This window comes from Herbaspirillum sp. CF444 (assembly GCF_000282135.1).
In the GTDB taxonomy this organism is placed as follows: Bacteria; Pseudomonadota; Gammaproteobacteria; order Burkholderiales; family Burkholderiaceae_D; genus Herbaspirillum.
Map to the genome: position 1 here is coordinate 12,844 of NZ_AKJW01000010.1, position 14,252 is coordinate 27,095.

A 14,252-nucleotide genomic window follows, 5' to 3' on the forward strand; every position below is an offset into this window, starting at 1 on the left:
TATGAATGAAGCCTGGATAAAGCTTGATTACAACCTGGTTGAAGCCGGACTGACGCTCAATGCGAAACTGCGTGCGCGACGATCAGACGGCTGCCTCGCACTTCCCGGATGATGAATTGACCCGACTGGGCGGCATTGCCGGGAGCCAGTTCGACATCCCATTCTGCGCCACGATAGCGCACGCGCGAAGTCGGCGTGCCGTCGAGCTCGGTCCACTGGTCGACCCGCACGCTTTGACCGATGTCCAGGATCACGTTCGGATCGCGTGCGGCCTTTTCCTTGTTCATTTTTCCGAACCGGCTGCGGCGCAGCAAACCTGTCGCGGCGAAGCCGATCGCCGCCGCCGCCAGGAGCTGCCATTCCGGAGAGCCGCCAAGCAAGGCGACGCCGCCGCCCGCAGCAAGGCCGATGGCAATCATCAGCAAATAGAATGTGCCGGTAAAGAGTTCCACCCCGACTGCCAGTCCGGCCAATACTAACCATATCGCCCAGTCCATCATGTTGGTTTTCCTTTTGACGTGATGCAAGCCGCTGCTCGCAGGCAAGACTTTAACAGCCTATTGTCCGATATTGCTCAAAAACAAAAACGCGGGCATGAAGCCCGCGTTTTTGTGCGTTCCGAAACCAGACAAGCGAACTTGTCCAGATTAGACCATATGAGTGCTTACTTAGTGCCGGCAAGTTTCTGCCAGGTGTCGATGACCGAATCGGGATTCAAGGAGATCGATTCGATGCCCTGCTTCATCAGCCATTCGGCAAAATCCGGATGGTCCGAAGGGCCCTGGCCGCAGATGCCGACGTATTTACCCTTGGCCAGGCAAGTCGAGATGACCTTGGTCAGCAAAGCCTGCAAAGCCGGATCGCGCTCGTCAAAGTCGGCGGCCAGCAATTCCATGCCGGAATCGCGGTCCAGACCCAGCGTCAGCTGCGTCAGATCGTTGGAACCGATCGAGAAGCCGTCGAAAAACTCCAGGAACTGTTCGGCCAGGATCGCGTTGGACGGCACTTCGCACATCATGATGACGCGCAGACCGTTTTCGCCGCGTGTCAGGCCGTTCTTGCCGAGCAGGTTGATGACCTTTTCCGCTTGGCCCAGGGTACGCACGAACGGCACCATGATCTCGACGTTGGTCAGGCCCATGTCGTTGCGCACGCGCTTCATGGCCTGGCATTCCATTTCGAATGCTTCGGCAAAATCGGCAGCGAGGTAACGCGCCGCGCCGCGGAAACCCAGCATCGGATTTTCTTCATCCGGCTCATAGCGCGAACCACCGATCAGCTTCTTGTACTCGTTGGACTTGAAATCGGACAGGCGCACGATGACCGGCTTCGGCCAGAATGCGGCGGCGATGGTGGCGATGCCTTCGGCCAGCTTGTCGACGTAGAAGGCCTTCGGCGATGCATGGCCGCGCGCGACCGATTCGACGGCCTTCTTCAGGTCGGCATCGATGTTCGGGTATTCGAGAATCGCCTTCGGATGCACGCCGATGTTGTTGTTGATGATGAATTCCAGACGCGCCAGACCGACGCCGCCGTTTGGAATCGACTGGAAGTCGAACGCCAGCTGCGGGTTGCCGACGTTCATCATGATCTTCAACGGAATCGGCGGCAGTTCACCGCGTGCGACTTCGGTGATTTCGGTTTCCAGCAGGCCGTCGTAAATTTTGCCTTCGTCGCCTTCGGCGCAGGACACGGTCACCAGATTGCCGTCTTTCAGAATATCGGTGGCGTCGCCGCAGCCGACCACGGCCGGTACGCCCAGCTCACGCGCAATAATCGCCGCGTGGCAGGTGCGGCCGCCGCGGTTGGTGACGATGGCGGCGGCGCGCTTCATGACCGGCTCCCAGTTCGGATCGGTCATGTCGGCGACCAGTACGTCGCCAGGCTGCACGCGTTCCATTTCGGAAGCATCGCGAATCACGCGCACCGGACCGGCGCCGATCTTCTGGCCGATGGCGCGACCGGTTGCCAGCACGGCGCTAGAGCCCTTGAGTTTGAAGCGTTGCTGCGCATCGGTCGCCTTTTGCTGCGACTTCACGGTTTCCGGACGCGCCTGCAGGATGTACAGCTTGCCGTCGCGGCCGTCCTTGCCCCATTCGATGTCCATCGGACGCTCGTAGTGCTTTTCGATGATGGTGGCGTACTTGGCCAGTTCGACGATTTCGGCGTCGTTGAGCGAATAGCGGTTGCGCAGCTCGACCGGCACGTCGACGGTCTTGACCGAGCGGCCTGCCTTGGCTTCGCCGGTGAATTCCATCTTGATCAGCTTGGAGCCGATGTTGCGGCGGATGATCGGCAATTTGCCTTGTTCCAGCATCGGCTTGTGGACGTAGAACTCGTCCGGATTGACCGCGCCCTGCACCACTGTTTCGCCCAGACCATAGCTGGAAGTGATGAAGACCACGTCCTTGAAGCCCGATTCGGTGTCGATGGTGAACATCACGCCGGCGGCGCCGACGTCGGAGCGCACCATGCGCTGCACGCCGGCCGACAAGGCGACTTCAGCGTGGGTGAAGCCCTTGTGGACGCGATACGAGATGGCGCGGTCGTTGTACAGCGATGCGAACACGTGTTTCATCGCTTCGAGCACGTTGTCGATGCCGACCACGTTCAGGAAGGTTTCCTGCTGGCCGGCAAAGGATGCGTCGGGCAAGTCTTCGGCGGTCGCGGACGAGCGCACGGCGAAAGACATTTCACTGGTGGAATCGGCAACCAGTTTGTCGTAGAAGGATTTGATCTGCTGTTCCAGCGCGGGCTGGAAAGGCGTGTCGATAATCCATTGACGAATCTCCGCACCGGCTTGCGCCAATGCACGCACATCTTCGATGTCCAGCGTGACGAGACGATCTGCAATGCGTTGGGCCAGCGTTGCGCCGCCATTTGCACTGTGTTCCAGAAAGTCGCGGAACGCCTGCGCCGTCGTGGCAAAGCCACCTGGGACGCGGACTCCGGCACCGGCCAGCTGGCTGATCATTTCACCCAGCGACGCGTTCTTGCCGCCGACGGACTCGACGTCCGTCATGCGAAGATTTTCAAAGGAGACTACGTATGCGGCCCCCTGGGCAGAACCCATGTTTACTGCGTTGGACATAACAACCTCTAGTTTGATGATAAGAAATCTTCACACGGCCGGCAGTCGTCATTTGTTCTTTGTTATTTTTTGACGAAGGCGACATAATCGATACAGAGGCTTGGCTCGACACCTGTTGCAGGTTCCGATACATGAGCTGAGATAATCGGCGCGCGGCAGTTCCGACGGTGTTTGCAAGGGCAAACATCCAGAGGCATTCGGTCAACTTGCGCAGCACTGTCAGGATCATTTTGAGCTAGCTTCTCAATCTGTTGCATGGCATTTTACAGGGTAGCCGGCAATTTTTTCATCCGGCCTGTTATTTTTTATTGTTTTCCTTTTAACAACACTATGCTCGATCTCGCACCGTCTGCCTGTCCCGTCCCTTTGCCTCCGGCCAACCGCACCGTCTTCTTCGTTTCCGATGGTACCGGCATCACGGCGGAAACGCTGGGACACTCCGTCCTCAGCCAGTTCGAGCTGCGCTTCAAGCAGGTGCGCCTGCCCTTCGTCGACACGCTGGACAAGGCCTACGACGCCACCCGCCGGATCAATGAAGTGGCCGAAACCGACGGCAAGGCGCCCATCGTCTTCTCTACGCTGGTGAAAGCCGACCTGTCGGCGGTCATCCGCCAGTCGAAGGCGATGCACATGGATTTGTTCCAGACCTTCGTCGAACCGCTGGAACAGGAACTCGGCGTCAAGTCGACGCACACCATCGGTCGCAGCCACAACACCGCCGATTCGGAAGAATACAAAAACCGCATTGAAGCGATCAATTTTTCACTGGCGCATGACGACGGACAATCGAACAAGAATCTGGCCAGCGCCGACGTCATCCTGGTCGGCGTGTCCCGCTCAGGCAAGACGCCGACCAGCCTCTACCTGGCCATGCAGTACGGCATCAAGGCGGCAAACTATCCGCTGATCCCGGAAGATTTCGAACGCGAAAAATTGCCCAGCGGCCTGGTGAATTTCAAGAAAAAAATCTTCGGCCTGACGATTGCGCCGGAACGCCTGTCGGAAGTGCGTAACGAACGCCGCCCCGGCAGCAAATATGCCGCGATCGAGAACTGCCGTTACGAAGTCAATGAAGCGGAAAAAATGATGCGCCGCGAAGGCATACGCTGGATGTCGTCCACCGCCAAGTCGATCGAAGAAATTGCGGCGACGATACTGCAGGAAATCAAGCCGGATACGCGCTGATCAGATACGCCTGGTGCCCGTGCATCAGGCGCTTGCTCTCGTGAACTGCGTATGCAGCAGATAGTCCTTGTGCGGCCCTTCGATACGCGTATGCAGATCGAAGCGATCCGCATCAATGAGGACATAACGGCCGTCATAACGATCGAGGATGCAGAGGTGGGTCTCCAGCGGCAGTAACGCTTTTTGCGTCCCGTCGTATCGATAGCTTTGATAGGCCTGCCCCGCCTGGACGCCATCGGCGAAAGCGACATGGACGACGTCGCCTTCCACCCGATAGTCGAAACGCCGGGTAAACGACACCACGCGTTGATCGGCGGCCAGACGCAACTGACCGGATTCCTTGTACTGCAAACGGTGCGCTTCGTCGGGATGAAACTCGGCGTGGCCTTCGGCTTCGCCGATGACGATTTCGTCAACGCCAAGCATGCGGCGCGTGAAGCGCCAGCGTCCGCTGAAATATGCGTAGAGATCGGGATGCATGCGAGCGTCCGTCTTCGCCGTCAATACCGGTTTGGCGAACCGCGCTCAGCGGCCGCCCTGCCTTTGCCGGGCTTGCTCAAAGAAACACACTGCGGCAGCTGCAGCGACGTTGAGCGACTCCATCTGTCCCAGATGCGGAATCACCACTTTGATGCCGGCCGCTTCCATCAGGTCGTCCGCAACGCCCTGTCCTTCATGGCCGAACAGCCAGGCGACCTCTTGCGTGAGATCAATCTGGTAGATGGTTTCCTGTACGTACGAGCTGGTTGCGAGTACGGGAATCTTGCTCGCCTTGCAAAGGCTCAGTAAATCAGTTCCTTCGAAAATCTGCAGCAAAAAATGCGCCCCCATGCCGGCACGCAACACCTTCGGCGACCAAGCTGCAACCGTACCGGTTGAACAGAATACCTGACGAATGCCGGCGGCAGCGGCGCTGCGCAAGATCGATCCGAGATTGCCGGGATCCTGCAGGCCGTCGAGCAAGACAGCCGATGTCGTCAACACTGCCGGTGCCTGCGGCTGCGGCGTCGCAATCACGAGCAATAGACCGACACCATTTTCAACCTGACTCAAGGCCTGATACAGCGCATCCGGCAAACAGATGCACTGACTGCCGGCCGCCTCGCATTGCGCCAGAATCGGTGCAACTTCGGCATGATGAACGGCGCTCTCGGCGACGACGCACAACTCGGGAATGCCGGCTTGCTGCAGATACGCTTGCGCCAGATGCACGCCGTCGAGCAGGCTGCGTCCCGCTTTGCGGCGCGCCTGTGCGCTGGTGGCGAACTGTTTGAGCTCCTTGTAGAGCGCATTGTCGCGAGAAGAGATAGCCTTCATGGGCAATCCTCAGCCGCCGGCCAGCAAGGCGCGCACGGGCGCGTAAGACTTGCGATGCACCGGCGACACGCCGTGCAAGCGCAGACGTTCCAGATGCAATGCCGTCGGGTATCCCTTGTGCTGATCAAACGCGTAATGCGGATACTGCTCGTGCAACACCAGCAAGGCTGCGTCGCGCGCGGTTTTGGCCAGAATCGAGGCTGCCGAGATAGCCGGCACCTTGTCGTCGCCCTTGACGATGGCTTCGGAGCGGATCGTCATCACCGGGCAACGATTGCCGTCGATCAACGCGAGCGTCGGAACGCTCTGCAGGCTTTCGACCGCGCGACGCATGGCGAGCATGCTGGCGTGGAGGATGTTGAGCTGGTCGATTTCATCTTCCGAACACTCTGCAATCGCCCACGCGATTGCACGATCCTTGATCTCGAGCGCCAATGCTTCGCGGCTGGCTTCGCTCAGTTTTTTGGAGTCGCGCAAGCCGACAATGGGGCGCGCCGGATCGAGGATGACGGCGGCGGCAAAGACCGGTCCCGCCAAGGGGCCGCGCCCCGCTTCATCGACGCCGCAAATGATTTCGCCGGCGTAATCGTCGAGCGCGAACAGCGACAAATTCGTATCGTTTTTCCTGGCCATATTGCTCTAAGCTCCTTGCGCAAAACGCGCCTGCCGGCGATCCAGCAAGGTGCATACCGCTTGCGCGCTGACGTTGGCAGTATCGCGCAACAACGAATGATGCATATCGGTGAAACGTTGACGCAGGCTTTGCAGGTGCACGGGATCGTCGAGCTGCTTCCACAGTGCGTCGGCCAAGGCCTGCGGCGTGGCGGCGTCCTGCAGCAGCTCGGGAACGAGGAATTCGCGCGCCAGGATATTCGGCAAGCCGACCCACGGCTGATAGTTCATGTGCCGCATGATTTCATACGAAGCACGCATCATCTTGTAGGCGATCACCATCGGCTTCTTGTAGAGCGCGACTTCCAGCGAAGCCGTACCGGAAGCGACCAATACCGCATCCGCAGCCGCCATGGTCGCATGCGATTGACCGCTGACGATCCTGATGTCCAGATCGGCGCTGCCGGTCTGCGCGATCAACTGCTCGAAATACGCGCGCTGCTTTTCGCCGGCCATCGGCGCGACGAATTGCAATTGCGGCTCGCGCTGCCTGAGCAACCTGGCGGCGCCCAGAAAACTTGCCGTGTTGTACTTGAGTTCCGACATGCGGCTGCCGGGGAGAATGGCGATCACGCGCCGATCTTGCTGCAAGCCCAAAGCGGCCCGCGCGGCACGCTGATCGGGCTCCATGGGAATGATTTCCGCCAGGGGATGGCCGACATAGGTCACCGGCACGCCGGCCTTGCGATAGATTTCTTCCTCGAACGGAAAAATCACCAGCATGTGGGACACCGCACGCGCAATCTTCTTGATGCGCCCGCCGCGCCAGGCCCAGATTTGCGGGCCGATGAAATGCATGGTCGGAATGCCGGCCTCGCGCAATTGCTGTTCCAGCCCCAGATTGAAGCCGCCATAATCGACGCCGATGAATACCGCCGGACGCTCCGCCAGCAGTTGGTCGCGCAAGGCGTTCTGGATTCCCTTGATTTCGCGGTAGCGCGGGATGACTTCGAACAAACCTCGGACAGTCAGCTTGTCCATCGGCCAATCGCTGATGAAACCATGCTCCGCCATATGCGGCCCGCCGATGCCATGCAGGCGCGCATCCGGCAAACGCGGACGCAAGCCTGACAGCAGACGGCTCGCCAGCAGGTCGCCCGAGCTTTCGCCGGCGACCATGGCGATGGACATCTTATCGGATGATGCCACGAGAGGAGGATGCGATGAATTCGCGCATCAGACGGATATGTGCGGCGGACTCGGGAGATTTTTCTTCTTGCTCCAGCAATGCCTGCCGGGCTTCTTCAAGCGGCAAACCGGAACGATAGACGGCCTTGTATGCACGCTTGATCGCCGCAATCTGCTCCGGCGTGAAACCGCGACGCTTCAAGCCTTCGCTGTTGATGCCTGCAGGCACGGCGCGATTGCCGGCTGCGGTGACGAAAGGCGGAATATCCTGGCTGACCGCCGCGGTGAAAGCGGTCATTGCATGCGCGCCGATATGGCAGAACTGGTGCACCGACGTAAAGCCGCCCAGGAACACCCAGTCGCCCAGATGCACGTGACCGGCGAGCGTGGCGTTGTTGGCCAGAATGATATCGCTGCCAAGCTGGCAATCGTGCGCGATGTGCACGTATGCCATGATCCAGTTGTCGTTGCCGAGGCGGGTCACGCCTGCATCCTGCGTCGTCCCCAGATTGAAGGTGACGAATTCGCGGATGGTGTTGCGATCGCCGATCTCCAGACGGGTCGGCTCGCCGGCGTATTTCTTGTCCTGCGGCGCAGCGCCCAGGGAACCGAACTGGAAAATCTGGTTGTCGCGGCCGATGGTCGTATGGCCTTCGATCACGACGTGCGGACCGACTTTCGTACCGGCGCCGATGCGGACATTGGCGCCAATGACCGAGTAAGCGCCGACCTCGACCGTTGAATCAAGCTGGGCGCCCGACTCGATGACGGCGGTAGGATGGATGCGCGACATGATTTAGCCTGCCTGGCTGGCGTCGCTGGCGTTGCGCATGGTGCACATCAGGTCGCCTTCGACCGCAACCTGGCCGTCAACTGTCGCCACCGCCTTGTACTTCCAGATGCCGCGGGCGCGACGGGTAATTTCCACATGCATCTTCAACTGGTCGCCCGGTTCTACCGGACGCTTGAAGCGCGCGTTGTCGATGCCGACGAAATACACGACGGTATTGGCGTCGGGCTTGCGGCCTTCGGTCAGGAAAGACAGCAAGGCGGCAGTCTGCGCCAGCGCTTCGATCATCAATACGCCCGGCATCACCGGTTTGTGCGGAAAATGGCCGTTGAAGAACTCTTCATTGACGGTCACGTTCTTGATGGCGGTGATGTCCTTGCCGCTTTCCCATGCGAGGACGCGGTCGACCAGCAACAGCGGATAGCGGTGCGGGAGGTATTCTTTGATTTGATTGATGTCGAGACTAGTCATTTTTTTTGCTCAGTATTTTGCGCAGTAAGCTGCTCTGTAAGCGATTTGATCGATTTTTCCAACGCACGGATTTTCTCACGCATTGCGCCCAGATTGCGCACCAATGCTGCTGATTTTTCCCATTCTCCATGCTTGGCGATAGGATAAAAGCCGGTATATTGCCCTGGCTCCAGGATCGAACGCAGCGCCAGCGTGCCCGCCGAGACGTGCACCTTGTCGGCAATCGTAATATGGCCGTGAATCATTGCGGCGCCGCCGATCGAGCAGTATTTGCCGATTTTGGCGCTGCCGGCGATCCCGGCGCAAGCCGCAATCGCGGTATGCGCGCCGATATGGCAGTTGTGCGCAATCTGAATCTGGTTGTCGAGTTTGACGCCGTCTTCCAGCACCGTGTCGGACAAGGCGCCGCGGTCAATCGTCGTATTGGCGCCGATTTCAACGTCGTTGCCGATGACCACCCTGCCCACCTGCGGAATCTTGATCCAGGCGCCGCCTTCATTGGCGAAGCCGAAGCCGTCGGCGCCAATCACCACGCCCGAATGCACGATGCCGCGCTCGCCGATTTCGCAGCCGGCATGAAACGTCGCACGCGCATAAAAATGCGTGTCGGCGCCAATTCGTGCATTGCGTCCGACATAGCTGCCCGCATCGATCACTACGCGTTCGCCGATCACGGCACCGGCCTCAATGACGACTTGCGGTCCGATGGTCGCGCTTGCCGCCACTTGCGCCGTTGCATCAACGCAGGCGCTGGGGTGAATGCCTGCCGCAACCGGCACCGCAGCCTGCGCCGCAAACAACTGCGCTGCGCGCGCAAAATAAGCATAGGGATTCTTGGCGACGATGCGCGCACCCTGATAGCCGACGATGGCCGCATCATCCGCTTCGGACAAAATCAACGCGGCAGCCTGCGTTTGCTCTGCCTGGGTTCGAAACTTGGGGTTGGAAAGGAACGTGATGTGCAACGACGTCGCAGCATCCAGAGGCGCGATACCGCTGACATCAATCAGCGCATCGCCTTTTAGCTGGCCACCCAAGCGTTCGACCAACTGTTCTAGCCGAATACTCATCTTGGCCTTCTTGGATTATTGCGCTACCTGCTCAAGCAACGCAGATTGGCGATTTCCCTTCGGGTCAATCTGCGTGCCTGGGGTAAGCATGGTGATAATGTGACGCGGACTTACTTCGCCAGTTCTTTCAGGACCTTGTCGGTGATATCGATGCGCTTGCTGGCGTAGACGGCTTCCTGGAAGACGATGTCGTATTTCTCCGCTTCAGCGATCTGGCGAATCACCTTGTTGGTGCGTTCCAGAACGACCGACAACTCTTCGTTGCGGCGTTGATTCAGGTCTTCGCGGAATTCGCGTTGCTTGCGTTGAAACTCCTTGTCGATATCGGCCAGGTCGCGCTGGCGCTTGACGCGTTCCGACTCGGACAGAATCGCAGCATCCTTGTCCAGCTTGTCCGACTGCGCCTTCAGGCGCGCGGCCATATCCTGAATGTCTTTTTCGCGCTTGGCAAACTCGGCTTCCAACTTGGTTTGCGCAGCTTTGGCAGGCACGGCTTCGCGGAAAATGCGCTCAGTGCTGACAAAGGCGATTTTGGACTCCTGGGCGTGTACGTTTGCAAACGACAACATGCCGACAGCCAGCGTTGCAGCTTGGATCGACATCAATGATTTAGTAATAAACTTCAAGATCATTCTCCGTAATACAGATTTCTATTATGCCATGTGCTGATCTCGCGATCAGAACCCGGTTCCCAGCTGGAACTGGAAGTTTTGCGCCTTGTCGCCGGTCTTCGCGTTCAACGGCTTGCCGTAACTCAGTTTCAACGGGCCGATTGGCGAAATCCAGCTGATACCAATACCAGTGGAATAACGCAAGTCGTTGATTTTAATACGTTCGCCATCGGCAAACACGTTACCGCCGTCGACGAAGGTAAACCAGCGCAAACTGCGGTCCTGGCCCGAACCAGGGAATGGGAATTGCAATTCCACGTTGGCGATCAGACGCGATGCACCACCCATGGAGTCGCCGTATTGGTCTTTCAGATTACCCAGCGACGAGGCTTCATAGCCGCGCACGGTGCCGATGCCACCCGCGTAGTAATTCTTGAAAATCGGGTAAGGTTTGCCGCCGAAGCCCTTGCCATAGTCGACTTCTCCATTCCAGGCCAGCGTCGCCGCGTTGCTCCAGAACGGCTGGAAGTATTGATGTTGGTAACTCGCGCGATAGTATTGCAAAGTACCGATACCCGACACTTCCAGATTGGCGCGTTGATAGGTGCCCTTGGTCGGCACCAGTGCGCTGTCCCGGCTGTCGCGCTGCCATGCGACCGTGAGCGGGAAGCTGGTTGTGGTAGCGGTGCCGATACCGCAAGTCGAATCGTTGATGACGTCACAGCCTGCCGAACCGGTGCCGCTGCCGAAATCGCGGACGTATTGACGATACAAGCTCGGGCTGGTGCTATCGGTATCGACCTTGGTATTTTCAACGCCGACGCCGAAGAAGACGCGATCCAGCTCGGAGAACGGAACGCCGAATTTGACATTGCCGCCGATGGTTTTCACGCGGTAGTCACCCGTGGTATATGCCGATGGGCGAATGGTGCGCAGAAACACTTCATAGGTGCGGCTGATGCCGTCGTCCGTGAAGTAGGGATTGGTCTGCGAAACGGCAATCGTACGATAGCGCGAGCTCGTGTTGATGTCGATGCCGACCGTGTTACCGCTGCCGAACGCATTTTCCTGGGAAATGGAACCCGTCAGGCTCAGCTTGTCCGTTTGCGAGAAACCGGCGCCGATCATGATGTTGCCGGTCGGTTTTTCTTCGACCTTCATGTTGACGTCGATCTGGTCGGTGCTGTTCGGCACTTCCGGCGTCTCGATGTTGACTTCCTTGAAGTAACCCAGGCGGTCGACGCGATCGCGCGACAATTTGATCTTTTCACCGTCGTACCACGAGTCTTCAAACTGGCGGAACTCGCGGCGAATGACCTCGTCGCGGGTCTTGGTGTTGCCGGCGATGTTGATGTGGCGCACATACACGCGCTTGCCCGGGTCGACCATGATGGTGAAGGCCACTTCCTTCTTCTCGCGATCGACGTTCGGATTGGCATTGACGTTGGCAAAAGCGTAACCGAAATTGCCGAGACGTTCGCTGATCTTCTTTGTGCTGTCGGTGAGCTTGGCGCCGGAATACACGTCGCCCTTTTTCAGTTGAACCAATGCTGTCAGATCGTCCTGCATGCCGAACATTTCGCCATCGAGCTTGATGCTGGAAACAGTGTACTTTTCACCTTCATTGATGTTGATGGTGATGTAGATGTCTTTCTTGTCCGGGGTAATCGAGACTTGCGTGGACTCGACCTGCATCTCGAGGTAACCGCGATCCAGATAGTAGGAGCGCAAGGACTCGATGTCGCCGGCCAGCTTCTGCTTGGAATATTGGTCGGCCTTGGTGTACCAGGTAAACCAGCCCGGCGTCGTCAATTTCAGCTGATCGCGCAGGTTGCCGTCGGAGAATGCCTTGTTGCCGACAATGTTGATTTGCTTGATGCGCGAAACGTCGCCTTCATCCACCGCAAAACTCACCGCGACGCGATTGCGCTCAACCGGCGTCACTGTCGTGGTGACCTTGGCGCCGTACAAGCCGCGTGACAGGTATTGGCGCTTCAGCTCCTGCTCCGCGCGATCGACTTGCGACTTGTCAAAAATGCGCGATTCGCCGACGCCGATTTCCTTGAGCGCTTTGGTGAGCTGTTCCTTGTCGAATTCCTTGATTCCGGTGAAGTCGACGCTGGCGATCGCCGGGCGTTCTTCCACTTGCACCACGAGCACGTCGCCTTCGGCTTCAACGCGAACGTCCTTGAAGAAACCGGTGGCATACAGCGCCTTGATCGCGGCGGTGCCTTTTTCGTCGGTGAAGGTGTCGCCCACGCGGACCGGCAAGTAGCTGAACACGGTGCCCGCTTCGGTACGCTGGATGCCTTCGACGCGAATGTCCTTGACCACGAACGGTTCAACAGCGAACGCCTGGTTGCAGACGGCGAGCGCAGCAGCGGCGATCAGGCTACGGGAAAAAGTCGGTGCAGGGAAATGCGCGGAATGTAAGTTCATTAGCTATCGTTTATTAACTATGTTTTTTGCTGACCGTTTGTTACAACGGCCGAACATATGTAAAGTCAAAAACCATCCTTGCCATCAGGACGGCTTGGGACGAATCCTTAAAACATCAGACGGACAATGTCGTTGAATGCGGCAACGATCATCAATGTCATCAAAATACCGAGACCGGCACGTTGAGCAATTTCCCCAAAGCGCTCAGAAACAGGACGGCCGGTCAAAATCTCCAGCGAATAATACAGCAAATGGCCGCCATCTAAAACCGGGATGGGGAGCAGGTTCATCACCCCGAGACTGATGCTGATAAACGCGATGAAGCTCAGGTAGCTGACCAGGCCGACTTTGGCAGTCTGTCCGGCATAGTCCGCGATGGTAATCGGGCCGGTAATATTTTTCCATGAAACCTGGCCGACGATCATTTTTCCGATCATCTTCAGCGTCATCGCGCTGGTGTCCCAGGTCTTCTCGGCGCCCTTGGCAATCGCGGTCCACGGCGCATCGCTGATGACGATCATTTCCGGCGCCAACGGTACTTCCACTTTGATGCGCCCTATCGTCTGGCCGTTGTCGCTCAGCGTATCGGGGGTAACCTGAACGCGGAATTCGCGCTGACCGCGCAAGCCATGCAACAACAACTGCTTTCCTGGAGAAGACCGGACCAGTTCGACCAATGCCAGGCCGTCCTTGATCTGGACGCCGTTCACGTCAAGGATCAAATCGCCCTTTTGCAAACCGGCCAGCATGGCCGGACCATCCATGATTTTCCCCAAGATGGCCGGAGGACGCGCCAGGGTCAAACCGAGCTTCGCCAGGAAATCGCTCTCGAGGTCCTTGCCCGAGAGGCCGTCGAGCGACACATTGACCGTATTCAGCAACTTGCCGCCGCTGGGACCGTTGTTGACGCGTTCGACATCCATCCGCGCAGGTGTCTTTTCAAGCACATGCTGCATCAGTTCCCAACGCACTTCGGACCAGGTCTGAACAGGCACGCCGTTGATCGCGGTGATGGTTTCGCCCCCGCGCAGGCCTGCCTGATAGGCCGCGGTTTGCTCGGCCATCGGACGCAGCTTGGGAACAGGTTCGGGAATGCCGTGCATGAACAGACCGGCAAACAAGAGAATGGCGAGGATGAAGTTGGCCAGCGGACCGGCGGCGACGATCGCGATGCGACGCCAGACCGATTGGCGTGTGAATTCGCGCTTGAGGTCCTGCGGCGACATGTCGCCGACATCCTGCTCGCGGGCATCGAGCATCTTGACGTAACCGCCCAGCGGCAAAATCGACAATGCCCACTCGGTCTGATCGCGGCCGAAACGGCGCGACCAGATCACGCGCCCCATCCCGACCGAAAAACGCAACACCTTGACGCCGCACAAGCGCGCCACCCAATAATGCCCCAGTTCGTGCACGACAACCAGCGTGCCGAGAGCGACCATGAAGGCCAACAAAGTGTGCAACAGATTCATGACAGG

The 14,252-nt window shown here is 58.4% G+C and carries 13 protein-coding genes; 1 reads left to right on the forward strand and 12 read right to left on the reverse strand.

What is annotated here, in order from left to right; genetic code table 11:
- Nucleotides 1-56: 56 nt before the first annotated feature.
- Nucleotides 57-500, reverse strand: coding sequence for an NfeD family protein (locus tag PMI16_RS01655; RefSeq protein WP_007875747.1), 444 nt, complete (start codon nt 498-500; stop codon nt 57-59).
- Nucleotides 501-664: 164 nt separating this feature from the next.
- Nucleotides 665-3,022: a phosphoenolpyruvate synthase gene (ppsA, locus tag PMI16_RS01660; protein ID WP_034378824.1), complete on the reverse strand. Its 2,358-nt coding sequence runs from the start codon at nt 3,020-3,022 to the stop codon at nt 665-667.
- 399 nt (nt 3,023-3,421) lie between these two features.
- On the opposite strand from ppsA, the gene ppsR reads away from it, so the two are divergent.
- On the forward strand, nt 3,422-4,276 hold the full coding sequence (gene ppsR, locus PMI16_RS01665) for a posphoenolpyruvate synthetase regulatory kinase/phosphorylase PpsR (protein ID WP_007875750.1): 855 nt from the start codon (nt 3,422-3,424) through the stop codon (nt 4,274-4,276).
- A 24-nt stretch (nt 4,277-4,300) separates the two neighbouring features.
- Here the strand turns inward: ppsR and PMI16_RS01670 are convergent, their stop codons facing one another.
- The 10 genes from PMI16_RS01670 to rseP form a co-directional block, all read right to left on the reverse strand.
- A complete protein-coding gene (locus PMI16_RS01670) occupies nt 4,301-4,756 on the reverse strand; it encodes a DUF6314 family protein (protein ID WP_007875751.1) in 456 nt (151 codons plus the stop codon).
- Nucleotides 4,757-4,801: 45 nt separating this feature from the next.
- The gene (locus PMI16_RS01675; protein WP_007875752.1) at nt 4,802-5,593 is read right to left on the reverse strand and encodes a TrmH family RNA methyltransferase; all 792 of its coding nucleotides are present in this window, start codon (nt 5,591-5,593) and stop codon (nt 4,802-4,804) included.
- Nucleotides 5,594-5,602: 9 nt separating this feature from the next.
- Nucleotides 5,603-6,226 (reverse strand): ribonuclease HII, encoded by a 624-nt coding sequence (rnhB, locus tag PMI16_RS01680; RefSeq protein WP_007875753.1) that lies wholly within the window; start codon nt 6,224-6,226, stop codon nt 5,603-5,605.
- A gap of 6 nt (nt 6,227-6,232) precedes the next feature.
- On the reverse strand, nt 6,233-7,384 hold the full coding sequence (gene lpxB / locus PMI16_RS01685) for a lipid-A-disaccharide synthase (RefSeq protein WP_081493348.1): 1,152 nt from the start codon (nt 7,382-7,384) through the stop codon (nt 6,233-6,235).
- Between the two features lie 13 nt (nt 7,385-7,397).
- Nucleotides 7,398-8,186, reverse strand: a complete 789-nt coding sequence (gene lpxA / locus PMI16_RS25585; protein ID WP_007875755.1) for an acyl-ACP--UDP-N-acetylglucosamine O-acyltransferase — start codon at nt 8,184-8,186, stop codon at nt 7,398-7,400.
- 3 nt (nt 8,187-8,189) lie between these two features.
- Nucleotides 8,190-8,654 carry a 3-hydroxyacyl-ACP dehydratase FabZ gene (gene fabZ, locus PMI16_RS25590; RefSeq protein WP_007875756.1) on the reverse strand — a complete coding sequence of 155 codons (465 nt, stop codon included), beginning with the start codon at nt 8,652-8,654 and terminating at the stop codon, nt 8,190-8,192.
- Nucleotides 8,651-9,724: a UDP-3-O-(3-hydroxymyristoyl)glucosamine N-acyltransferase gene (gene lpxD / locus PMI16_RS01700; RefSeq protein ID WP_007875757.1), complete on the reverse strand. Its 1,074-nt coding sequence runs from the start codon at nt 9,722-9,724 to the stop codon at nt 8,651-8,653. The genes fabZ and lpxD overlap by 4 nt, the downstream gene beginning before the upstream one ends.
- Before the next feature lie 110 nt (nt 9,725-9,834).
- Nucleotides 9,835-10,356 (reverse strand): OmpH family outer membrane protein, encoded by a 522-nt coding sequence (locus PMI16_RS01705; protein ID WP_007875758.1) that lies wholly within the window; start codon nt 10,354-10,356, stop codon nt 9,835-9,837.
- Nucleotides 10,357-10,401: 45 nt separating this feature from the next.
- Nucleotides 10,402-12,774 carry an outer membrane protein assembly factor BamA gene (bamA, locus tag PMI16_RS01710; protein WP_007875759.1) on the reverse strand — a complete coding sequence of 791 codons (2,373 nt, stop codon included), beginning with the start codon at nt 12,772-12,774 and terminating at the stop codon, nt 10,402-10,404.
- Between the two features lie 107 nt (nt 12,775-12,881).
- Entirely contained in the window at nt 12,882-14,246 is a 1,365-nt protein-coding gene (gene rseP, locus PMI16_RS01715) for an RIP metalloprotease RseP (RefSeq protein ID WP_007875760.1), read from the reverse strand.
- Nucleotides 14,247-14,252: the final 6 nt, after the last annotated feature.

Excerpts from the sequence above, each read along its gene's own strand:
- PMI16_RS01655 (WP_007875747.1), bottom strand. The coding sequence starts at position 500 with ATGATGGACTGGGCGATATGGTTAGTATTGGCCGGACTGGCAGTCGGG.
- ppsA (WP_034378824.1), bottom strand. The coding sequence starts at position 3,022 with ATGACGGACGTCGAGTCCGTCGGCGGCAAGAACGCGTCGCTGGGTGAA.
- ppsR (WP_007875750.1), top strand. The coding sequence starts at position 3,422 with ATGCTCGATCTCGCACCGTCTGCCTGTCCCGTCCCTTTGCCTCCGGCC.
- PMI16_RS01670 (WP_007875751.1), bottom strand. The coding sequence starts at position 4,756 with ATGCATCCCGATCTCTACGCATATTTCAGCGGACGCTGGCGCTTCACG.
- PMI16_RS01675 (WP_007875752.1), bottom strand. The coding sequence starts at position 5,593 with ATGAAGGCTATCTCTTCTCGCGACAATGCGCTCTACAAGGAGCTCAAA.
- rnhB (WP_007875753.1), bottom strand. The coding sequence starts at position 6,226 with ATGGCCAGGAAAAACGATACGAATTTGTCGCTGTTCGCGCTCGACGAT.
- lpxB (WP_081493348.1), bottom strand. The coding sequence starts at position 7,384 with ATGGTCGCCGGCGAAAGCTCGGGCGACCTGCTGGCGAGCCGTCTGCTG.
- lpxA (WP_007875755.1), bottom strand. The coding sequence starts at position 8,186 with ATGTCGCGCATCCATCCTACCGCCGTCATCGAGTCGGGCGCCCAGCTT.
- fabZ (WP_007875756.1), bottom strand. The coding sequence starts at position 8,654 with ATGACTAGTCTCGACATCAATCAAATCAAAGAATACCTCCCGCACCGC.
- lpxD (WP_007875757.1), bottom strand. The coding sequence starts at position 9,724 with ATGAGTATTCGGCTAGAACAGTTGGTCGAACGCTTGGGTGGCCAGCTA.
- PMI16_RS01705 (WP_007875758.1), bottom strand. The coding sequence starts at position 10,356 with ATGATCTTGAAGTTTATTACTAAATCATTGATGTCGATCCAAGCTGCA.
- bamA (WP_007875759.1), bottom strand. The coding sequence starts at position 12,774 with ATGAACTTACATTCCGCGCATTTCCCTGCACCGACTTTTTCCCGTAGC.
- rseP (WP_007875760.1), bottom strand. The coding sequence starts at position 14,246 with ATGAATCTGTTGCACACTTTGTTGGCCTTCATGGTCGCTCTCGGCACG.